The 19,914-nt window shown below is 63.4% G+C and carries 22 protein-coding genes; 19 read left to right on the forward strand and 3 right to left on the reverse strand.

All coding sequences use genetic code 11. The features are described from left to right. Nucleotides 1-16 precede the first annotated feature (16 nt). The 5 genes from ACZ1JX_RS01275 to ACZ1JX_RS01295 are packed head-to-tail and all read left to right on the forward strand — an operon-like array spanning nt 17 to nt 2,987. Complete coding sequence (locus ACZ1JX_RS01275) at nt 17-457, forward strand: SRPBCC family protein (RefSeq protein ID WP_465125026.1); 441 nt, start codon at nt 17-19, stop codon at nt 455-457. Between the two features lie 31 nt (nt 458-488). Beyond that, on the forward strand, nt 489-1,451 hold the full coding sequence (locus ACZ1JX_RS01280; RefSeq protein WP_465125027.1) for a Crp/Fnr family transcriptional regulator: 963 nt from the start codon (nt 489-491) through the stop codon (nt 1,449-1,451). Beyond that, nucleotides 1,451-2,365, forward strand: coding sequence for a class II glutamine amidotransferase (locus tag ACZ1JX_RS01285; protein WP_465125028.1), 915 nt, complete (start codon nt 1,451-1,453; stop codon nt 2,363-2,365). The genes ACZ1JX_RS01280 and ACZ1JX_RS01285 overlap by 1 nt, the downstream gene beginning before the upstream one ends. Before the next feature lie 43 nt (nt 2,366-2,408). Then, nucleotides 2,409-2,768, forward strand: a complete 360-nt coding sequence (locus tag ACZ1JX_RS01290; RefSeq protein WP_465125029.1) for a hypothetical protein — start codon at nt 2,409-2,411, stop codon at nt 2,766-2,768. Between the two features lie 9 nt (nt 2,769-2,777). Further along, nucleotides 2,778-2,987: a hypothetical protein gene (locus ACZ1JX_RS01295; RefSeq protein WP_465125030.1), complete on the forward strand. Its 210-nt coding sequence runs from the start codon at nt 2,778-2,780 to the stop codon at nt 2,985-2,987. Between the two features lie 12 nt (nt 2,988-2,999). Here ACZ1JX_RS01295 and ACZ1JX_RS01300 read toward each other — a convergent pair whose 3' ends face one another. The 3 genes from ACZ1JX_RS01300 to ACZ1JX_RS01310 are packed head-to-tail and all read right to left on the reverse strand — an operon-like array spanning nt 3,000 to nt 4,594. Further along, nucleotides 3,000-3,743, reverse strand: a complete 744-nt coding sequence (locus ACZ1JX_RS01300) for an SDR family oxidoreductase (protein WP_465125031.1) — start codon at nt 3,741-3,743, stop codon at nt 3,000-3,002. 1 nt (nt 3,744) lies between these two features. Further along, entirely contained in the window at nt 3,745-4,191 is a 447-nt protein-coding gene (locus ACZ1JX_RS01305) for a nuclear transport factor 2 family protein (RefSeq protein ID WP_465125032.1), read from the reverse strand. A 13-nt stretch (nt 4,192-4,204) separates the two neighbouring features. Beyond that, nucleotides 4,205-4,594 carry a nuclear transport factor 2 family protein gene (locus ACZ1JX_RS01310; RefSeq protein ID WP_465125033.1) on the reverse strand — a complete coding sequence of 130 codons (390 nt, stop codon included), beginning with the start codon at nt 4,592-4,594 and terminating at the stop codon, nt 4,205-4,207. A gap of 89 nt (nt 4,595-4,683) precedes the next feature. Between ACZ1JX_RS01310 and ACZ1JX_RS01315 the strand changes: the two genes are divergently transcribed. From ACZ1JX_RS01315 to ACZ1JX_RS01380, 14 genes are all read left to right on the forward strand, one after another. Next, a complete protein-coding gene (locus tag ACZ1JX_RS01315) occupies nt 4,684-5,541 on the forward strand; it encodes a DUF8021 domain-containing protein (protein WP_465125034.1) in 858 nt (285 codons plus the stop codon). Further along, nucleotides 5,541-7,721 carry a PQQ-dependent dehydrogenase, methanol/ethanol family gene (locus tag ACZ1JX_RS01320; RefSeq protein WP_465125035.1) on the forward strand — a complete coding sequence of 727 codons (2,181 nt, stop codon included), beginning with the start codon at nt 5,541-5,543 and terminating at the stop codon, nt 7,719-7,721. Before ACZ1JX_RS01315 ends, ACZ1JX_RS01320 begins: the two co-directional genes overlap by 1 nt. A 7-nt stretch (nt 7,722-7,728) precedes the next feature. Further along, nucleotides 7,729-8,226, forward strand: coding sequence for a DUF3237 domain-containing protein (locus ACZ1JX_RS01325; protein WP_465125036.1), 498 nt, complete (start codon nt 7,729-7,731; stop codon nt 8,224-8,226). 73 nt (nt 8,227-8,299) lie between these two features. Further along, nucleotides 8,300-9,880, forward strand: a complete 1,581-nt coding sequence (locus ACZ1JX_RS01330) for an FAD-binding oxidoreductase (RefSeq protein WP_465125037.1) — start codon at nt 8,300-8,302, stop codon at nt 9,878-9,880. After that, nucleotides 9,877-10,287 carry a c-type cytochrome gene (locus ACZ1JX_RS01335; RefSeq protein ID WP_465125038.1) on the forward strand — a complete coding sequence of 137 codons (411 nt, stop codon included), beginning with the start codon at nt 9,877-9,879 and terminating at the stop codon, nt 10,285-10,287. Before ACZ1JX_RS01330 ends, ACZ1JX_RS01335 begins: the two co-directional genes overlap by 4 nt. Next, nucleotides 10,287-10,655: a twin-arginine translocation signal domain-containing protein gene (locus ACZ1JX_RS01340; protein ID WP_465125039.1), complete on the forward strand. Its 369-nt coding sequence runs from the start codon at nt 10,287-10,289 to the stop codon at nt 10,653-10,655. The genes ACZ1JX_RS01335 and ACZ1JX_RS01340 overlap by 1 nt, the downstream gene beginning before the upstream one ends. Nucleotides 10,656-10,919: 264 nt before the next feature. Beyond that, nucleotides 10,920-11,690, forward strand: a complete 771-nt coding sequence (locus ACZ1JX_RS01345; RefSeq protein ID WP_465125040.1) for a glutathione S-transferase family protein — start codon at nt 10,920-10,922, stop codon at nt 11,688-11,690. Beyond that, complete coding sequence (locus tag ACZ1JX_RS01350; protein WP_465125041.1) at nt 11,687-12,472, forward strand: glutathione S-transferase family protein; 786 nt, start codon at nt 11,687-11,689, stop codon at nt 12,470-12,472. The genes ACZ1JX_RS01345 and ACZ1JX_RS01350 overlap by 4 nt, the downstream gene beginning before the upstream one ends. Nucleotides 12,473-12,475: 3 nt before the next feature. Continuing rightward, the gene (locus tag ACZ1JX_RS01355) at nt 12,476-14,041 is read left to right on the forward strand and encodes an AMP-binding protein (RefSeq protein ID WP_465125042.1); all 1,566 of its coding nucleotides are present in this window, start codon (nt 12,476-12,478) and stop codon (nt 14,039-14,041) included. 33 nt (nt 14,042-14,074) lie between these two features. Next, complete coding sequence (locus ACZ1JX_RS01360) at nt 14,075-16,183, forward strand: PQQ-dependent dehydrogenase, methanol/ethanol family (protein ID WP_465125043.1); 2,109 nt, start codon at nt 14,075-14,077, stop codon at nt 16,181-16,183. A 46-nt stretch (nt 16,184-16,229) separates the two neighbouring features. Beyond that, nucleotides 16,230-17,654, forward strand: a complete 1,425-nt coding sequence (locus tag ACZ1JX_RS01365; RefSeq protein WP_465125044.1) for an aldehyde dehydrogenase family protein — start codon at nt 16,230-16,232, stop codon at nt 17,652-17,654. A 141-nt stretch (nt 17,655-17,795) separates the two neighbouring features. After that, a complete protein-coding gene (locus tag ACZ1JX_RS01370) occupies nt 17,796-18,668 on the forward strand; it encodes an amidohydrolase family protein (protein ID WP_465125045.1) in 873 nt (290 codons plus the stop codon). Between the two features lie 35 nt (nt 18,669-18,703). Further along, nucleotides 18,704-19,165: a protein tyrosine phosphatase family protein gene (locus ACZ1JX_RS01375; protein ID WP_465125046.1), complete on the forward strand. Its 462-nt coding sequence runs from the start codon at nt 18,704-18,706 to the stop codon at nt 19,163-19,165. Beyond that, entirely contained in the window at nt 19,162-19,911 is a 750-nt protein-coding gene (locus ACZ1JX_RS01380; RefSeq protein WP_465125047.1) for an SDR family NAD(P)-dependent oxidoreductase, read from the forward strand. Before ACZ1JX_RS01375 ends, ACZ1JX_RS01380 begins: the two co-directional genes overlap by 4 nt. The last annotated feature ends 3 nt before the right edge of the window (nt 19,912-19,914 follow it).

Here is a 19,914-nt window from a genome sequence, read left to right on the forward strand (position 1 = left end):
GCCAGGGAGCAAGGACATGCACGAACTCTCGATCAGCCGTTACATCGCCGCAAGCCCCGAGAAAGTCTGGGACGTCCTTGCCAACCGGCAGGAGGAATGGTGGTGCCCCAAGCCCTGGTACGTCACCACGATCGCGCAGGAGCGCCGCGCCGGTGGCCGTTCGGCCATGGTCATGCACGGTCCCGATGGCGAGGAGGTGCCTCAGGAGGGCATATTCCTCAGCTGGGAGGAAGGCCGTCGCTTCGTGGCTACCGATGCCGTGACGGTGGATTTTCAGCCGGCAGGCCCGTTCATGATCGGAATCTGGGAAATCGAGCCCGAGGGTAAGGGCACTCGATACACCGCCAGCGCCCGACACTGGACCGAAGAGGCCATGAAGAATCACGCCGAGATGGGCTTCGAGGCTGGATGGGGAGCCTGCGCGGACCAGTTGAAGACGCTTGCCGAAGCCGATTGACCAGAATCGGGAGCAGGCGCAATCTGGCTGGATGGGAGAGCAGGCGCAGGTACCGGCGCAACTGGCCGGCTTCGAACGCGAGGAATGGAAAGCCCTGCTCGGCAATGCCGCGCCTTTCGCCGTTGCTGCGGGAGACGTGCTGTTCCGTCAGGGCGATCATGCCGATGCCCTCTACCTTGTCGAAGGTGGCCTGCTCGAGATTGCTGCGCGCATTCCCGGTGACGACAACGCGGTGATCTCCGCGATCCGTCCGGGCGAGGTCGTGGGCGAGTTTGCCTTGCTCGATGATGGGCCACGGTCTGCAAGGGTCCGCGCGATCGAGGACACGCACGGCCTTGCCATTTCCGGCCGCCGCTTCCGCGCGCTGCTGCACGATGGCTCTGGATGGGCGGTGAGGCTGAGCGTCGCGTTGCGCCGTCTTGTCGCCTCGCGCACCCGTGCCACGCTGCAGCGGATCGTTGCGGAGGGACACTTCGATCCCCACGCCCTGCGCCAGCTGCATGCTGGACCTGCGCCCGTCGCGGCGAAAGCTGGAACATCCGACCTAGCCCACGGCCTTTCCCGATTGCGCGGGTTCGAGGCGATTGCCGCACATGGCAGTCTGCTCGATGCGCCACGCGGCAGTACGCTGGTTGGGCCGGGAGAAGGACAGGAGGGACTCCATCTCGTCCTGCGCGGGGCGGTCCGGGCGGCGGTCCCGCGCGGAGCCATGGCCGAGCAGGTCTTCGTGTTCGGCCCGGGATGCTTCGTCGGGCTGACCGGGCACAGCGATGGCGGCCCGCAGCCCTTGCTGGTGACGGCGGTGGAAGATGCCAAGCTGGTTCATCTCCCGGCTGAAACCCTGACGGCGCTCGAAGACGAGATGCCGTCGTGGCTGCCTGCTCTCCACGCAGCGTTCGGAAGGCAGCTCGTGCAGGACCAGCGCAAGGCCAACCGTCACCTCGGGCGCTCACTGTCGCTCGCCCGGTTCAACCATGCCGGAGAGCTTGGCTGATGTGCCGTATCCTGAGCTACCTCGGCACGCCGGTCCTGATCGACGATCTGCTCTACGCGCCCGATTCCTCGTTGCTCAACCAGACCATCGGCGCGCAGATGCTGCAGATGCTGAACCTTGCCGGCTTCGGCATGGCCGCGTGGGACGAGGCCAGCCACGCACCCAACGTGCCTTTCCGCTACCGAACTACCCAAGTCGCGCTGTTTGACCGCAACCTCAAGGCACTGGCCGGAAAGCTGCGTTCTTCGGCGCTCCTCGCCCACATCCGCGGCGTGCCCTACAACTCGACCGTCCAGATCAACGAACAGAACTGCCACCCCTTCCGCTTCGATGGCGTGCCGCTGTCGATGGCGCACAATGGCGATCTCGCCGGATTCCGCGACATGCGCTTTGATCTTGCTCCCCATATCCGGCCCGAGTTTGCCAGGCAGATACAGGGATCGACCGACAGCGAATGGATCTATGCGCTGGTCGTCTCGGCGCTGCCCGATCCTGCAGGCATCAACGAACCGGACGCGATCCTCGCCGCGATCCGCCACGCCTTGGCCGTATTGCGCGAGGCGAGGGCACGGCATGGCATTACCCGCTCGAGTTCGACCAACCTGATGTTCTGCGACGGCACCAACCTTGCCGCCGTGCGCTTCACCTTCGATTTCGGGCACTTCGATGCGGGCGCATTGCAGGGCAGCTCCGAGTACCTCTCGATGTGGTACACTTGCGGGCGTGACTACGGCTTGCACGATGGCGAATGGAAGCTGACCGGCGGTGCGATCGACGCCGACAGTGTGATCGTTGCATCCGAGCCGCTTACCCGCGATTTTGCCACATGGATCGAGGTGCCGGAGTACTCGGCGCTGCTGGTGCGGCGCGACGGAGAGCGGCGGCGGGCGGAGATCCACGCGCTGGAAGTCTGATCCGGACCTGTTACGCTTTGCTCGGCAGAGAAGGGGAAATGTGATGAGCTTGTTCGATTCGATCCTTGGCCAGGTGGCCGGCAATGTCGACGTGAAGAACCTTGCAGCAAAGGTCGGCATCGATCCTGACATGGCGGAGAACGCCATCGCCGCACTTGCCGCAGGGCACCAGTCGAAGGGGGACACGATCCAGACGGCCGCTGCCAACTCGGGCCTTGATGCGTCCAAGTTGCAGGAAATCGTCGGTCACCTGGGCGGTGAAGGCGCGCTTGCCAGCTTTGCCTCGGCTCTGGGCCAGAACCCCGATGCGCTGAGCAAGGTCTCGGCCTTCCTCGACAAGGACGGCGACGGCAATCCGCTCGACGATCTCGCCGGTATGGCCAAGGGCCTGTTCAGCCGCTAACGGGCGCGCATGCTTGATGCTGCGCTCTCTTTGATGATGCTCGCCGCCATCGCCCTAGTCGGCGGTGCGGTGTTCCTGCTGCGCCGGGGTGAGCGCAAGCGGCCGGTGCTGATGCTGACGCTTGCCGGAATCATGGTGGCCAACCTGATCATCTGGACCCTGCCTGACCGCAGCGGCACCACGCTAGCCGGTGCGGCGCAGGCAGGGCCAGCGCAGTAATCAGCCCAGACATCAGCCCAGTTCGATGCACCCGCCATCGACGCATAGGTCCACGCCGTTGATGAAGCTGGCCTCGGCGCTGGCGAGGAACAGCACCGCGCAGGCGACTTCTTCCGACGTGCCCATTCGGCCCATAGGAACTACTGACGAGAGCATGTCCTGCATCCCCTGAATTTCCTCTTCGCTCGCATCGCGCTTGAAGATTTCCGTATCGGTCGGGCCGGGGCTGACCATGTTGACGCGGATGCGGCGGGGCAGCAGCTCCTTGCCGACGATCCGCGCCATGGCGCGCAGACCAGCCTTGGCGGCGGCATAGGCGACATTGCCGGGCACCGCTGCCATCGACCCGATCGAGCCGGTGATGACTATGCAGCCGCCATCGCGCATCATTGGCAGGGCCTTCTGGATCGCAAAGAACGCGCCTCGCAGGTTGACTGAGTGGATACCGTCCCAGAACTCGGGCGTCACGTCCGGCACCATGGCGAATCCGCCGACCCCGGCGTTGACGAACAGCACGTCGATCCCGCCAAGCGCTTCCTCGATCTCGGCCAAGGCCGCCGCAGTCTGGCCGAGGTCGCCCATGTCCGAGCGGATGCACAGCGCATCGAGGTCCTCGGCCACTTCGCGCAGCGTCTCGGCGTTGCGACCGGTGATGGCGAGCTTCGCGCCCTCGGCTGCGAACATCCGCGCTGCGGCGAGGCCGATCCCGGCGTTGCCGCCAAGGATCACCACGCACTTGTTGTCGAACAGCTTCATGTCAGAACATGGTGTTGGCGGCAGTCTCCGGCACCGGCGAAAGCACGTCCCAATGCTCCATCACGCGGCAGCCTTCGACGCGGAAGATATCGACCACCGCGAAGCCGCGCTTGGCCGCCGCATCGCCATTCTCCATCCAGCCGTGGCTGTGAACGGCGACGAGATTGCCATCGGCGATAATGCGGTGAATCTTCGTGCGCTGGCCGGGGTTCTGCTCCACGAACTTCTCGAGGAAGCCGATCGCGGCTTCGCGTCCCGTGGCGGCATAGGGGTTGTGCTGGATATAGCCGGGATCGACCCAGCGCTCGAATGAGGAGCGGACCTTCTTCTGGATGTAGAACTCGTCCATGAAGTTGCTGACGACCTGCTTGGGGGTCAGCTTGCATTCCTCGGCCCGAGCGGCGGTCGATGTCAGTGCTATGGCAAGGGCTGCGATGAGAAGGCGCATCGTGTCTCTCCTGTCAAAACATGCTGTTGGGGTTCACCGGCTTTTCCGGCACGTCCTGTATCACGTCCCAGTGCTCGACGATCAGCCCATCTTCCACCCTGAAAATGTCGACCACGGCAAGGCCGGGATCGCTGGGCCAGCGCACGACGTGGGTATGGGTGATCACGTGATCGCCGTCGACGAAGCTGCGATGGATCGTTTGCGTAGCATCGGGTGATTCGGCGCGGACCCGATCGAGAAAGCCCTTCAGGGCTTCGACCGTCGGCTCGGCGAGTGAAGAATGCTGCACGTATCCGGACGCGATATAGCGGTCCACCGCGCTGCTATCCATCGCGATCAGGACCTTGTGGTACATCTCCAGCACGAGATCGAGGTTGGCCTGTTCGGCCGCTGTCCGGGCCATGCGTCTCTCCCCTTTATTTATAACATTTGGTAGAGTATGCCTTGGCTTGAGAAGGCCGTCAAAGCCTCAATGAACCCTTGGGAGAATCGATGACACGCGCCGAGCTTTATGCCGTCCTTGACCGGTTTCTTGTCGCTCTCAATGCGCGCGATCCCCATGCGCTCGATTGGGCACCGGGGGCGCATCACAGTGAGAACAACGTGATGCTGGAGATCGGCGACGGCGTGTGGGGCACGATCGACCGGCTGGGCGATTACCAGCTGCGCTTTGCCGACGTGAAGACGGGTCAGATCGGCTATTTTGGCACAGTGATCGAACCCATCGAGGAATCGGCTTTCACCCTGCGCCTGGCCGTCAACGAAGCCGGGCAGATCGCCGAATGCGAGATGCTGATCGTCCGCCAGTCCGACAGCGGCATCAAGTTCGAGAACTGCCGCTACTGGGACAAGCCGATCCTGCACCGCGAACCGGAAGCTCCGGTGACGCGCGAGGAGATGGTGCGCCTGTCGAACGGCTACTTCGATACACTCCAGCGCAACGACGGCACGATCCACACGAAGTTCCACCCCGATTGCAACCGCGTGGAAAACGGCGTCCAGACCACGCGCAATCCCGATTTTGCCAAGATCGTGCCGGTCTCGGCGCTGGGCTGCGAAGAGCAGTTCCGGATGGGCAACTACCGCTATGACGACGACCTGCGTGCGCGCCGCTTCCCGCTGGTTGATGAGGAGCGCGGGCTGGTGCTGGCCTTCGGCTTCATCGATCATTCGGGCCGGTTGCGAGAATTCCAGCTGACCGACGGGCGCACTGTGAAAAGCCCGGTCCTGCGCCCGCACAGCTTCTACATCTCCGAACTGTTCAAGATCGACCATGGCATGATCGAGCAGATCGAGGCGAACTTCATCACCGTGCCCTATCGTATGCCCAGCCCGTGGGATTCGCTGTGATGCGCCACCTTCTCGCTACGCTTTTCCTTGGCCTCGCCGCCTGCTCGCTGGGCGGTGCAACGGCCCTGACCGAGGGCGCAGGGCGTGAATGGACCAGCCCCGGAGGCGATTCCGGCAAGACGCACCATTCTCGCCTGACTGCGATCAATGCCGAGAACGTGAGCCAACTCGGCCTCGCCTGGGTTGCAGACCTCGATACCTTCCGCGGGCAGGAGGCAACCCCGGTCGTGGTCGACGGCGTGCTCTACACCTCCGGCACAGCCGGTCGTGCCTATGCCTTCGATGCGGCTACCGGCAAAGAACTCTGGCGGTTCGAGCCCGAGGTCGACATGCAGGTCAACCGCACGGTCTGCTGCGACATGGTCAATCGGGGCGTAGCCGTGGCACGGGGTAAAGTCTTCGTCGCCAGCCTCGATGGCTGGATGTACGCGCTGGATGCAAAGACCGGCGCGGTCGTGTGGAAGAGCGACTTCATCGAGAACCGCGCCAAGGGCGACAATTCTACCGGCGCCCCCGAAGTTGCGGGCGATGTGGTTGTCATCGGCATGGGCGGTGCGGAATACGACGTGCGCGGCTATGTGACCGCACTTGATCTCGATACCGGCAAGCTGCGCTGGCGCTGGCATGTGGTACCCCACGATCCGAAGCTGGGTCCGCAGGAAACGCCTGAGCTTGAGGCGGCGCTCAAGACATGGGACCCGAACAGCCGGTGGGACATCGGCGGCGGCGGCTCCCCGTGGGATGCGATCAACTACGATCCCGAGACCGGGCTGGTCCTCGTCGGCACCGGCAACGGCGGGCCTTACGCCACGTCGAAGCGCTCGCCTGCGGGCGGCGACAACCTTTATCTCGCCAGCCTCGTCGCTCTTGATCCGAAGACGGGGCGGATGAAGTGGCACTATCAGGAAACGCCCGGCGACAACTGGGACTTCACTGCCACGCAGCCGATGATCTTCACGCGCATGGACATCGACGGCGAGAACCGCCCGGTCGTTCTCCATGCGCCCAAGAACGGCTATCTCTACATCCTCGACCGGCGCGACGGAAAGCTGCTGCGCGCAAATCCCATCGTCCGCACCAACTGGGCCAAGGGGATCGATCCGAAGACCGGTCGCCCGGTGCTCGATCCGGAAGCGGCGGACTACACCACCGGCCCCAAGATCGTGTTCCCCGCCACCACCGGGGCGCGCAACTGGCACCCGGCCAGTTACGACCCCGCCACCAGCCTCTACATCGGCGCCGTGCTCGACATGGGGAACCTGATCTTCATGACGCCGGGGGCCAAGCCGCTCAAGGCGCGCGGGCTCAACAACGATGCCGCGCTGATTTTTACGCCAGACGTGAAGGAAGCGCTGGCCGCCTTCCCGCCCGAGTTTGGTGATGCCGTGCGCAAGCTTCCGGCCTATCAGGAGGCGTTGAGGCAGCCCGCCACCTCGCAAATCCGCGCGATCGATCCACTCACCGGCAAGACCATATGGTCTGCCGATACCGCAGGCTGGCAGGATCGCGGCGGCGTTCTGACCACGGCTTCCGGTCTCACCATCTACGGCGGCGTCAGTGGCAAGCTGTTCGTGCGTGAGACAAAGACCGGCAAGCTGCTCAAGGAGATCGACACCGGCACCCCGATAATGGCCGCGCCGATGACCTATGAGGTGGGCGGCGTGCAGTACATTGCGGTCATGGCCGGGTGGGGCGGGGGCGGTTATCCCTTTGTGCCGCGCTATTCTGCAGCCTACACGCGCGGCAACATGAACCGGCTGCTGGTGTTCAAGCTGGGCGGCGGCAAGGTGCCGATGCCTGATCTGCTACCGCCGCTCGAAGTCGCGCCGGAAGCACCGGCTCAGGCTCCGGGCGTGACGGCGGCGATGATCGCCAAGGGGCAGGGCCTATTCTTCGGCAACTGCGCGATCTGCCACGCCAACCAGCCACGCTCGATCACGCCCGACCTTCGGCGGATGCAACCCGGCACGCACGAGGCGTTCCGTCAGATCGTGCTCGAAGGACTGCTGACGCCCAATGGCATGCCGCGCTGGGACGATATCCTCTCCCCCGGCGATGCCGATGCGATCCACGCCTATCTAATCGACCTTCAGGGCAAGACCCGGGCCGACGAACTGGCGAAACAGAAGGCCGGCAAGCCGCTCGATGGGCCGAGCCTGACGATCCTGAGCAATTATTGAGGCACAAATGGACTTCTCCACGCTCGACAACCCGCGTCTCGAATTCGCCTTTGCCTGCCGCTTGCGGTTCACCCGCGTGCAGATGGTGCCGGACCTGCCTTCGGGGGGCATGCGCAGCGCGGTCTATGTCGATGAGGGCGAGTTCGAAGGTCCGCGCCTCAAGGGCAAGGCCGTGCCCAATTCGGGCGGCGACTATGCTTTCTTCCGCCCCGACGACACCGCAGTGTTCGATGCCCGTTATGTGCTGGAAGTCGATGACGGAACGCTGATCTACATGCAGAACCGGGGTTTCCTCTGGGGGCGCGAGCCAGGGACGATGGACCGCCTGCGCGCATGGGCTTTTGCCGGTGGGGAACCTGTCCCCCATGCCGAATACTACCTGCGCGCCCAGCCGACTTTCGAGACCAGCAAGGGCAAGCACGACTGGCTGACGCGCCACGTCTTCATCGGCGTCGGCGAACGCAAGCCGGACGGGAATTACGTCAAGTACTACGCGCTGACGTGACGCTTGACGACAAATCGTAAGTGCTGCAAACAATAACAATTGGTAGAAAAGAATTGACGGGAGAGCCCAAGCCTTGAAGCTGCACCTGCCCCCCCGCGTCAGTCCGAGGCAGTTCCAGTCCGCGATGACCGCCTTTGCCGCCGTTGTCGGCAAGGATTGGGTGATGGACTCCGACGCCGACCGCGACGCCTATGCCGATACCTATGCTCCCGGCAGCACCGAGGAATGGCCCGCATCCGCCGCTGTTGCGCCCGCTTCGGTCGATGAAGTGCGCGCCATCGTGCGCCTTGCCAATGAGCACAAGACCCCGCTCTGGCCGGTCGCACGCGGCAAGAACCTTGGCTATGGCACCGCTGCGCCGCGCCTGCCCGGCACTGTCGTGCTCGACCTCGGGCGCATGAACAAGATTCTCGAACTCGATAGCAAGCTCGCCTACTGTGTGGTCGAGCCGGGCGTCGGCTTCTTCGACCTTTACGAGCATATCCAGCGCGAGAAGGCTCCGCTGTGGATGTCGGTTCCCGGCAATGCCTGGGGCTCGGTGCTTGGAAACGCGCTTGAACACGGCATTGGCTATACGTCTTATGGCCTTCATGCCCGCAACCTCTGCGGTATCGAGGCGGTACTGCCTGATGGCGATCTCGTGCGCACCGGCATGGGCGCGATGAAGGACAATCCCGTCTGGCACCTCTTCCCGATGAGCTACGGCCCGACCTTCGATCTTGCCTTCTCGCAGTCGAACCTCGGCGTGGTGACGAAGGCGGGCATCTGGCTCCAGCCTGCGCCCGAAAGCTCGCTCGAACTGGTGTGGGATATTCCCAAGGTCGAGGACATCGGCTGGGTGATCGATACGATTGCCCCGCTCAAGATTTCCGGCCTGATCGACCAAAACGTGTTCATCCCCTCGTGGCTGGGCAAGATGGTGCTCAAGGGCCAGCGTCGCGATTTCTGGGACAAGCCTTCGGCTATCCCCGAATGGCGCGTCGAGGAACTGCTCAAGGAGCATAAACTCGGCTACTGGCAGGTCGCGCTGCGCCTCTATGGTGAGGAAAGCGTGGTCAAGGCCAAGGCCGAAGTGGTCAAGGCGGCGATGAAGCGCAACCTCGCTGCAGAACCTGCCGAGCACTGGTGGCACCCGGGCGATTACATCCATGGTGTCGACACCACGATGGGCATTCCCTCTGCCGTTCCGCTGCAGATGTCGGACTGGATCGGTGGCCGCGGCGCACACATGGGCTTCTCGCCCGTCGTGCCTGCCACCGGGAGGCATGTGCTCGACCAGATGGCCCGCAGCCGCAAGATCATCGCCGATTTCGACGTCGACTTCTACGCGAGCTTCACCATCGGCGGGCGATTTGCCAACAACGTCAACATGCTGATGTACGACCGCGACAACGCCGAGGAAGTGCTCAAGATGCGCAAGCTCTTCGATGCGCTGATCGTCGAGACGGCCAAGGCGGGCTACGCGGAGTATCGCACGCACCTCGGCTGGATGGACCCGGTGATGGAAACGTTCGACTTCAATAACCATGCGCTGCGCCGCTTTGGCGAGAAGGTGAAGAACGCGCTCGATCCCAACGGCATCATCGCGCCGGGCAAGCAGGGCATCTGGCCCGCCGCCTATGCCGAGGCGCGCGGCAGGAGCAATAAGGCATGAACCGCGCATCGCTCGTTCTCGTTGCCTCCATCGGCTTTGCTGCAACCGCTGTCTTTGCCGCACCGCCGGGGCCACCCCCCGGCCCGCCGCCGCCCTACCAGATGCGCCCGGTCGCGCCTGCCGGTGACCGGCTCAAGCCCGGCGGCGATGGCAAGGTGCTGTTCGAGGTTCACTGCGGCTACTGCCACCTGACCGGCGGCATGGGCACCAACCTCCTGACCAAGCAGCAGGTCATGGCGGGCAACGCGCCCGACATGGGCCTGCTTGCCAACCGCACCGATCTGACGGCCGATTACGTCAAGACCGTGGTCCGCATGGGCAAGGGCGCGATGCCGCAGCAGACCAAGGTCGACCTGACCGACGCGGAACTCGATGCAGTGGCAAAGTACCTCGGAAAGGCCGGCTGATGCGCGTTTCCCGTCGCTCCATGCTAAAGGGCAGCGCAATTGCCGGAGCCGTGGCTGCAACGCCTGCCATCGCGGCCATGGCCAGGCCTGCGCCGGTCGTCGTGTTCGACAGTCGCATCCCCGAATCCGTCGCCTTTGCGGCTTCGCAACCAGCTCGCACGCAGTTCGATCTTGCCCATGGCACTGAGCAAGCCGCGCGTGCGATCAAAGACCTGCAGGCAGTGACCGGGCTCACACGCTGGAGTGACTGGACCGCGCTAAGAGGTGTCATGGAGGCGCAAGGCTTGCGCCTCTCGGAAGAGACTCGTGCCGCCGCCCCCCTCTCCGGTCGCACGCATCTTTTCCGCTGGACGATGACGGCGCGCTAAACAGTCCCGGTGCGGTGTCTCCGTCCTGGAAATAGGGGGCATGTTCCGATGGGACGTGCCCCTTTTTCCATGTCTGGCGGTTGCACCAGATGAAATGCTCCAACTGGAGCCGTGCCGCTTTCCCGAACAACCGGTTAGCCCCTTTTCACGAATTGTGAGGCATGCGGGCTTGACCCGCGCTCCCGCTGATTTAGTATGTGTTACTAACAAATTCCGGCACGACTCCCGTCGCTGACCGGAATCGGGAGAGAGGCAAGGCTACAGATGGACGCGGTAACCCTATATCACTGGGAACCCAATGCCAACTCGGGCAAGCCGATGCTCGCGTTGATGGAGAAGGGCGTGCCCTTTTCCAGCCATTACATCGACATGCTCCAGTTCGACCAGCACAGGCCGGAATACCTCGCGATCAATCCGCAAGGCACGATCCCGGCGATGACGCATAATGGTCTGGTGCTCACCGAGAGCACCGCGATAATGGAATACGTGAACGACCGGTTTGACGGGCCGGACCTCATGCCTGCAGACGCGCAGGACCGCTGGCGCGTGCGCTGGTGGATGAAGTTCATGGACCAGTGGCTCGGTCCCAGCTTCTCGATGATCGGGTGGAGCGTCTTCGTGGGACCGATGGTCCGTCAGCGCGATCCCGCCGAACTCTCCGCCGCGATTGATCGCATCCCGCTGCCCGAACGCCGCGTTGCGTGGCGCAAGGCGATCAACGGCGATTTCTCCGAAAGTGAAATGGCCGAGAGCCGCCGCCGCGTCGGGCTCGGCATCGCCAAACTGGAGGAGGAACTCGGCAAGCGCCCCTATGTCGGCTCCGAGCAATACAGCCTTGCCGACATCAACATCTTCAACAGCACCTATTCGCTGCCGCTCTCGCAGCCCGATCTTGCTGGCAGGGACAAGACTCCGAACATCATGCGCTGGCTCAAGCGCGTCTATACTCGCGAGGCGGTGCGCAAGACCTGGGCCATGGGCAAGACTGACCTTGCCCACCGCTACGGCCTGATGATGGCGGAGATCGAGGCATGAGCGCGGTTCTTTACCATGGTGAACCCAACGGCGCTTCGCTCACCGTCCTTGCAGCGCTTGCGCAATCGGGTCTCGACATCGAATGCCGCCGCATCGACCTGCTCGCCGGTGAGCGCCACGCTTTGCCCGGCATTTCCGACCCGATCGCGCTCGACCTGTGCATCGAAGGCGAAGGCCCTGTCCTCGTCATAGACGGCGAAGCGATGACCGAGTCCGTATTCCTCGCCCAGTATCTCGACGAGGCTGCGGGCGGGGCAGGGCTTCAGCCGACCGACGCCTACGCGCGCTGGGAAATGATGATGTGGTGTCGCCAGATCACCGAGCGCCTGTCGCCCGCCGCCGCGCTGCTAGGCAATCTGGCAACCTCGCAGCAGGCGATTGCAGCTATTCCGGCATCGAAAGCGATCGGACTGGCGGCTTCCATCGTGTCGGATGATCTGCGCCAACGCTGGCTCGATCTGCGGGACGACGTCGTCAATGCCGCACAGATCGACGACAGCGAGACCAAGGTCGCGTCTGCCGTCGAACGCTGCGAGAAGCAGCTGGCCGATGGCCGCGAATGGCTGATGGGCACGTTCTCGATCGCCGATCTCGTCACCTGTTCATGGCTTGCCGGGATGCAGCTTCTCCGGCCCGGTGCCTTTGCCCACGCACCGCTCACAAATGCCTGGCTCGCCCGCACGCTCGCACAGCCCTGCGTGGCGGCGGCGCTCGCCAGATCGACCGTTCAAGAACCGCTCCGTGCATGGGCACCGGGGCCTGAAATCAACCGTTGGGGATAACCAATGCGCGCCATCGATTACTTTGACCGCGGCCATGATCGCGATCCGCAGCGTCTCGCCATCGTAGACACCGAGACGGGCCTGAAGCTGACCTTCGCTGAAACCAAGGCGCTGTCCGAACGCATTGCCGCCGCGCTCCAGAAGGGCGGCTTTGCCAACCAGGATTGCCTTGGCCTCTATGGCCCGAATGACGGCATGCTGCTCGTCGTCCTGCTCGCGATGTGGCGCGCCAACGGCAAGTGGATCCCGGTCAACACCCGCAACGCGATCGACGCTAACGCGGCCTACATCAACTATGTGCGTCTCAAGTGGCTGGTCTATCACTCGTCCAAGGCCGACGAGGTTCAGCAGCTCAAGGACCTGTGCCCCACGCTCCAGCACTTCGTCTGCCTCGACAAGCGCATGGGCGATGACCCAAGCCTTGATGAATTCATGTCAGGCGTCAGCGAAGCCGATTTCATCGAGCCCGAGATCGATGCCTTTGCCAATCTGATGGACATGGTCGGCATCTTCCCCACCGGCGGTACCACTGGCCCGTCGAAGGGCGCGAACGTCACCAACCTCGGCTGGGGTACGATGATCGAGACCGCGGCCGATGGCATGGGCGGTCGCACCGATGATCCAGTCGCGCTAGTCTCCGCGCCGATCACCCACGCGGCAGGGCCGATCTCGCTCTCGACTTTGAGCCTTGGCGCGACGCAGGTGATCCTGCCTGGCTTCGATGCCGAGGCCGTGCTCAAGACCATCGAGGACTACAAGGTCACGCACATGTACCTGCCGCCCACGGCAATGTACCAGCTCATGGCCTCTCCCGAGATCGGCAATCACGATTACTCGTCGCTCAAGATTTTCATTCTCGTCGGATCGCCCTGCAGCCCCGAAAAGCTCCGTCAGGCCGTGTCGATCTTCGGCCCCGCGATGTGCCAGGCCTATGGCCAGGTAGAATGCCCGATGATCGTCGCATGGTTCCCGCCGGAGGACGTGGCGAAGTTCGCTGCTTCGGCGCCGGAAAAGCTGGCCTCCTGCGGCAAGCCGACGCGATCAATCAAGGTCGCGCTGCTCGATGATGATGGCAATCAGGTGCCACTCGGCGAGGCAGGCGAGATCTGCGTGCGTGGCGCACTGGTGACCCATTCCTACTTCGAGAAGCCCGAGGAAACCGCGGAAATCCGCAAGTTCGGCTGGCACCATACCGGCGACGTCGGCAAGTTCGACAAGGATGGCTACCTCTACATCGTCGACCGCAAGAAGGACATGGTCGTCTCCGGCGGCTTCAACGTGTTCACTGCCGAGGTCGAGGCCGCCGTGACCGAACTGGCACAGGTCAAGGAAGCCTGCGTGTTCGGCATCCCGCACGAGAAGTGGGGGGAACAGGTCCACGCTGTCGTCGTTGCAGACGACATAACCGAGGCCGAAATCATCGCATATGCCAAGGAACGTCTCGGCGGAGTCAAAGCGCCGAAATCTGTCACGTTTATCGACTCGATTCCGCGCACGGCTGCGGGCAAGATGGACAAGAAGGCACTGCGGGTTCCCTATTGGGGCAATGCCGATCGTATGGTCAACTGATCCGCAATGCGGGCAGTGGGGAGAGAACTGGATATGCGATTGAAGGTCTTGGGTCTGATGGCTGCGTTGCTGCCGCTGGCGGCATGCAACATCAAGAGCGAGGGCGGCGCCGCTGGCGTCGCTACGGCAGGCGTCACCGATGCGATGATCGCGCAGGTGCCCGATGGCGAGTGGCTCAGCTACGGGCGTGACTATGGCGAGCAGCGCTTCTCCCCGCTCACCCAGATCAACGACAGCAACGTCGGCCAGCTTGGCCTTGCCTGGTTCCACGACCTCGAAACCGCACGCGGGCAGGAATCCACCCCGCTGATGCACGATGGCACGCTCTACATCTCGACCGCATGGTCGATGGTGAAGGCGTTCGATGCAAAGACTGGCGCGCTCAAGTGGTCCTACGATCCTGAAGTGCCGCGCGAAACGCTTGTTCGCGCGTGCTGCGATGCGGTCAACCGTGGCGTTGCGCTCTATGGCGACAAGGTCTTCGTCGGCACGCTCGACGGCCGCCTGGTCGCGCTTGACCAGAAGACCGGCAAGCCCGTCTGGTCCAAGGTCGTCGTCCCCAACCAGCAGGACTATACCATCACCGGCGCTCCTCGCGTGGTGAAGGGCAAGGTCCTGATCGGCAGCGGCGGTTCGGAGTACAAGGCTCGCGGCTACATCGCCGCATACGACGTCAACACCGGCAACGAAGTTTGGAAGTTCCACACCGTCCCGGGCAACCCCGCCGATGGCTTCGAGAACAAGGCCATGGAAAACGCCGCCAAGACCTGGGCCGGCGAATGGTGGAAGCTGGGCGGTGGCGGCACCGTGTGGGATTCGATCACCTACGATCCCACCACCAACCTCGTCCTGTTCGGTACCGGCAACGCCGAGCCGTGGAACCCTGCGGCTGCAGGCCGCGAGGGCGACAGCCTCTACACCTCGTCGATCGTAGCGGTGAATGCCGATACCGGCGAATACGCCTGGCACTTCCAGGAAACTCCGGAAGACCGCTGGGACTTCGACTCGGCGCAACAGATCACGCTGGCTGACCTCAGCATCGGAGGCCAGCAGCGCCATGTCGTGCTGCATGCGCCGAAGAACGGCCATGTCTATGTGCTCGATGCCAAGACCGGCCAGTTCATTTCGGCCACGCCGTTCGTGATGGTCAACTGGGCCACCGGCATCGATCCCAACACCGGCAAGGCCACGATCAACCCTGCTGCCCGTTACGAAAAGGGCGCGCCGTTCGTCAGCCTTCCGGGCGCGGTCGGAGCGCACTCATGGCAGCCGCAGAGCTTCAGCCCGAAGACCGGCCTGCTTTATCTGCCCGTCAACAATGCAGCATTCCCCTATGCCGCTGCCAAGGATTGGAAGGCGACCGACATCGGTTTCCAGACCGGCCTCGATGGCTACGTGACCTCGATGCCCGCTGACGCCAAGGTTCAGGCCGAAGCGATGAAGGCGACCACGGGCACGCTCGTCGCCTGGGACCCGGTGGCTCGCAAGGCCGCGTGGAAGGTTGAACTGCCGAGCCCGTCCAACGGCGGCATTCTCTCGACCGCGGGCAACCTCGTGTTCCAGGGCACCGCAGGCGGCGATTTCGTGGCCTACAGCGCCGACAAGGGCAAGCAGCTCTGGTCGTTCCCGGCGCAGAGCGGCATTCTTGCCGCGCCGATGACCTATTCCATCGACGGAGAACAGTACGTCGCGGTCATGGTCGGCTGGGGTGGCGTCTGGGACGTTGCCACCGGCGTGCTCGCCCACAAGGCCAAGAAGCAGCGCAACATCAGCCGCCTCGTCGTGTTCAAGCTCGGTGGCAAGGCCACCTTGCCGGCCGCGCCGCCGATGGCCAAGATGGTGCTCGATCCGCCACCGTTCACTGGTACGCCCGAACAGGCCAAGGCCGGCGGCGAACTCTACGGTCGCTATTGCAATGTCTGCCATGGTGACGCGGCGGTTGCAGGTGGCGTGAACCCTGACCTGCGCCATTCGGCGGCCCTCAATGCCCCCGAAGCAATCCGCTCGGTGGTGATCGAAGGCGCGTTGCAGCACAATGGCATGGTCTCGTTCAAGTCGGCCCTGAAGCCCGAGGACGCGGACAACATCCGCCATTACCTGATCAAGCGGGCGAACGAGGACAAGGCACTGGAAGCCCGCTAACTCGAATGCTATATCAGATAGCAATCATAACTGAGTGGAGAGATTCGTGACGCATCTTTACCCCAATCTCATCAACGGCGAGCTGGTAACCACCGAGTCTTCGCTGGATGTCGTAAACCCCGCCAACGAGCAGGTCATCGGTTCCGTACCCGCCTGCGGCGCTGCCGAACTTGACCGTGCCGTTGCCGCCGCGCGCGCCGCGTTCAAGACCTGGTCGAAGACCCCGGTCGATGACCGCCGCGCCGTGATCCGCGCCATGGCCTCGGCCATCGAAGCGAACTTCGAGGAACTCTACCGCCTGCTCACCAGCGAACAGGGCAAGCCGCACCATCAGGCGCAGCATGAGATCGGCGCTTGTGCAGGCATGATGAACGCCCAGTCCACGCTGACGCTGGAAGAGACGATCAACGAAGACAGCGATGAACGCCTGAGCCGTACGCGCCGCGTGCCGGTGGGCGTGGTTGCGGGTATCGTGCCGTGGAACTTCCCGTTGCTCATGGCAGTCCAGAAGATCGCCCCGGCCATCCTGTCGGGCTGCACGATCGTGCTCAAGCCCTCGCCGTTCACGCCGCTGACCACGCTCAAGTTCGCCGAACTGATCAAGGACATCGTGCCGGCAGGCGTCGTCAACATTATCACCGGCGAAGATGCGCTCGGCCCGATGATGACTTCGCATCCGGACATCGACAAGATCACCTTCACCGGCTCGACCGCCACCGGCAAGCGCATCATGGAAGGCGCTTCGAAGGACCTCAAGCGCATCACGCTGGAACTGGGCGGCAACGATGCCTCGATCGTCCTGCCCGATGCCGATGTTTCCAAGGTTGCCGAACAGCTGTTCTGGTCGAGCTTCACCAATGCCGGTCAGATCTGCGTCGCCGCCAAGCGCGTCTATATCCACGAGGATATCTATGACGAGATGAGCGCGGCCATCGCCGAGTACGCGAAGACCGTGAAGGTCGGCGATGGTTCGGAGCAGGGCACCGGCGTCGGTCCGATCCAGAACAAGAAGCAGTTCGAACGCGTCTGCGAACTGATCGAGGATGCCAAGGCCAACGGCTACAAGTTCCTCGTTGGCGGCGATGTCGATCCTTCGGGCACCGGCTACTATGTGCCGATCACGATCCTAGACAATCCGCCCGAAGACGCGCGCATTGTGGCCGAAGAGCAGTTCGGCCCGGTCATGCCGCTGATGAAGTTCTCGAGCGACGACGAAGTCATCGCGCGCGCCAACAACTCGGACTACGGCCTTGCCGGCGCGGTCTGGACCAAGGACACCGATCGCGGCGTGAAGATTGCGGAGCAGCTCGAAACTGGCACAGTCTGGATCAACGAGTTCCTTCACCTTTCGCCCTTCGCACCTTTCGGCGGCCACAAGCAGTCGGGCTTCGGTGCGGAATACGGCATCGAAGGCCTGAAGGAGTTCACCTACAGCCAGGTGATCACCGTCAAGAAGGACGCGCTGGTCTGACAACCGCTGGCCCTCTCCCTTGAGGGGGAGGGCCTCGGTCTGAATAAACCCGCTCCGTCATGCTAAACAAGTTCAGGGGGTGACGGTGCAACTTGGGTCGGCGCGCTGCGCAAGCCGCCCGCAATTTGAAGGAATGTTTCGGTGCCCATCGACCTGTCCAAGATCAAGGCGATCGACGTCCACGTCCATGCCGAGGTCTCGTGCCATGATCCGGAAGACCCGGTAATGGGCAAGTACTTCGATGCGGCATCGGCCTATTTCAAGGCCCCGCGCGAGCGGCCCAAGATGCCCGAGATCATCGAGATCTATCGCGAACAGCAGATCGCCTTCTGCATGTTCACCGTCGATTGCGAGAGCGGCATCGGTGCCAAGCGCGTCTCGAACTACGAGATTGCCGAAATCGCGAACAAGAACAATGACATCTGCATCCCCTTTGCCTCGATCGATCCGCACAAGGGCAAGATGGGCGCCCGCGAAGCGCGCGATCTGATCGAAAACCATGGGGTCAAGGGCTTCAAGTTCCATCACATCATGCAGAACATCGAGCCGGCCAGCCAGGTCGGCTACCCGATCTATGAAGTGATCAACGAATACAAGCTGCCGGCGATCTTCCACACCGGCCACTCAGGCATGGGCACCGGGATGCGCGGCGGCGGTGGCGTTCGCCTCAAGTATGGCCAGCCGATGCTGGTCGACGATGTCGCGGTCGATTTTCCCGACATGAAGATCATTCTCGCGCACCCCTCGTGGCCGTGGGTTGATGAAAGCCTGTCGATGGCGCTGCACAAGGACAACGTGTTCATCGACCTCTCTGGCTGGTCGCCGAAGTACTTCCAGCCGCAGATCATCCAGTATGCCAACACGCAGTTGCGCAAGAAGATGCTGTTCGGCTCCGACTTCCCGCTGATCCACCCGCAGAAGTGGCTCGATGCCGCGCGGCAGGTCGGCTTCAAGGACGAGGTTCTGCCCGGCATCATGAAGGACAACGCGGCCCGCGTGCTCGGTCTGGCCTGAGCGCGGCCAACGGACCTGACCCGAAGGAACAGGCAATGCCCGATCCCGACGATATCCGCGCCTGGCAGAGGCTGGACGCGCAGACAACCACGTCGGGCCGGATCGAGGACAAGGACGTCATGCGCCTCGCCGATCTCGGCGTCTCGCATGTCGTCAACCTCGCGCTCGAAACCCATCCCGAGGCTCTGGCCGGGGAAGGGGAGAAACTCGCCGCGCAAGGCATCGCCTATACCCACATCCCCGTGCCGTTCGATGCGCCTGGCGAAGATCATTTCGCCGCATTCGTGAAGGCGGTGGAGCAGGGTCCGAAGCCGGTCCACGTCCATTGCATCATGAACTGGCGCGTCTCGGCCTTCTTCTACCGCTACAACCGCGACCATCGCGGCCTCTCCGAACCGGAAGCGCGCGCGATCATGCAGCGCCAATGGTCGCCCGAAGGCCACGACAGCAAGGAGGCCCGGATCTGGGCCGAATTCATCGCACCGAGGCAAGCGTGACCGATCTGACCGACAAGCACGTTGTCATCACCGGTGCCTCTACCGGCATCGGCCGCGCTACCGCCACGGCCTGCGCGAAGGCCGGTGCCCGCGTCATGCTCATCGCTCGCCGCGCCGACCTGCTCGAACAGGCAGTCCGCGAACTCGGCGGCGCAACGGCGTTCGCCGCCGCCGACGTTGCCGACAAGGCCGCGCTCCACGCCGCGCTCGATCATGCGATCACAGCCAATGGCCCGATCGACGGCCTGTTCCTCAACGCCGGGATCGGCGGCATGTTCTCTCCCGTCGAGGACTATACCGACGAAGCTTTCGATGCGGTCATGGCGGTCAACCTGAAGTCGGTGTTCTGGGCGATCCAGCACGTGCTTCCGACGATGAAGCAGCGCGGGCGGGGCGCGATCCTCGTCACCGGCAGCCTTGCGAGCGAGCGCGGGTTGCCGATGAACGCGGGCTATGTCGCCAGCAAGCACGCGGTCCTTGGCCTGTCGCGCGCAGTGGCCAACGAGGCAGCCGAGTTCGGCGTGCGCTGCAACTGCATCCTGCCCGGCCTGATCGAAACGCCGATGCTCGATGGCCTGCCGCCCGAGGCCGCCTCGCAGATGGCCAAGGCCGTGCCGCAGGGCCGCACTGGCTCCTCCGACGAAGTGGCGAATGTCGCCGCCTTCCTTCTTTCCGACGCCGCCAGCCACGTCACAGCCCAGAGTTGGGCGGTGGACGGCGGCATGCTCGGCACTATGCGAGTCTGAAAC

The sequence above is a fragment of the Novosphingobium sp. BL-A-41-Hi4A-0G genome (assembly GCF_055521735.1).

Coding starts and splice junctions, on each gene's coding strand:
- ACZ1JX_RS01275 (WP_465125026.1), top strand. CDS start 17: ATGCACGAACTCTCGATCAGCCGTTACATCGCCGCAAGCCCCGAGAAA.
- ACZ1JX_RS01280 (WP_465125027.1), top strand. CDS start 489: ATGGGAGAGCAGGCGCAGGTACCGGCGCAACTGGCCGGCTTCGAACGC.
- ACZ1JX_RS01285 (WP_465125028.1), top strand. CDS start 1,451: ATGTGCCGTATCCTGAGCTACCTCGGCACGCCGGTCCTGATCGACGAT.
- ACZ1JX_RS01290 (WP_465125029.1), top strand. CDS start 2,409: ATGAGCTTGTTCGATTCGATCCTTGGCCAGGTGGCCGGCAATGTCGAC.
- ACZ1JX_RS01295 (WP_465125030.1), top strand. CDS start 2,778: ATGCTTGATGCTGCGCTCTCTTTGATGATGCTCGCCGCCATCGCCCTA.
- ACZ1JX_RS01300 (WP_465125031.1), bottom strand. CDS start 3,743: ATGAAGCTGTTCGACAACAAGTGCGTGGTGATCCTTGGCGGCAACGCC.
- ACZ1JX_RS01305 (WP_465125032.1), bottom strand. CDS start 4,191: ATGCGCCTTCTCATCGCAGCCCTTGCCATAGCACTGACATCGACCGCC.
- ACZ1JX_RS01310 (WP_465125033.1), bottom strand. CDS start 4,594: ATGGCCCGGACAGCGGCCGAACAGGCCAACCTCGATCTCGTGCTGGAG.
- ACZ1JX_RS01315 (WP_465125034.1), top strand. CDS start 4,684: ATGACACGCGCCGAGCTTTATGCCGTCCTTGACCGGTTTCTTGTCGCT.
- ACZ1JX_RS01320 (WP_465125035.1), top strand. CDS start 5,541: ATGCGCCACCTTCTCGCTACGCTTTTCCTTGGCCTCGCCGCCTGCTCG.
- ACZ1JX_RS01325 (WP_465125036.1), top strand. CDS start 7,729: ATGGACTTCTCCACGCTCGACAACCCGCGTCTCGAATTCGCCTTTGCC.
- ACZ1JX_RS01335 (WP_465125038.1), top strand. CDS start 9,877: ATGAACCGCGCATCGCTCGTTCTCGTTGCCTCCATCGGCTTTGCTGCA.
- ACZ1JX_RS01340 (WP_465125039.1), top strand. CDS start 10,287: ATGCGCGTTTCCCGTCGCTCCATGCTAAAGGGCAGCGCAATTGCCGGA.
- ACZ1JX_RS01345 (WP_465125040.1), top strand. CDS start 10,920: ATGGACGCGGTAACCCTATATCACTGGGAACCCAATGCCAACTCGGGC.
- ACZ1JX_RS01350 (WP_465125041.1), top strand. CDS start 11,687: ATGAGCGCGGTTCTTTACCATGGTGAACCCAACGGCGCTTCGCTCACC.
- ACZ1JX_RS01355 (WP_465125042.1), top strand. CDS start 12,476: ATGCGCGCCATCGATTACTTTGACCGCGGCCATGATCGCGATCCGCAG.
- ACZ1JX_RS01360 (WP_465125043.1), top strand. CDS start 14,075: ATGCGATTGAAGGTCTTGGGTCTGATGGCTGCGTTGCTGCCGCTGGCG.
- ACZ1JX_RS01375 (WP_465125046.1), top strand. CDS start 18,704: ATGCCCGATCCCGACGATATCCGCGCCTGGCAGAGGCTGGACGCGCAG.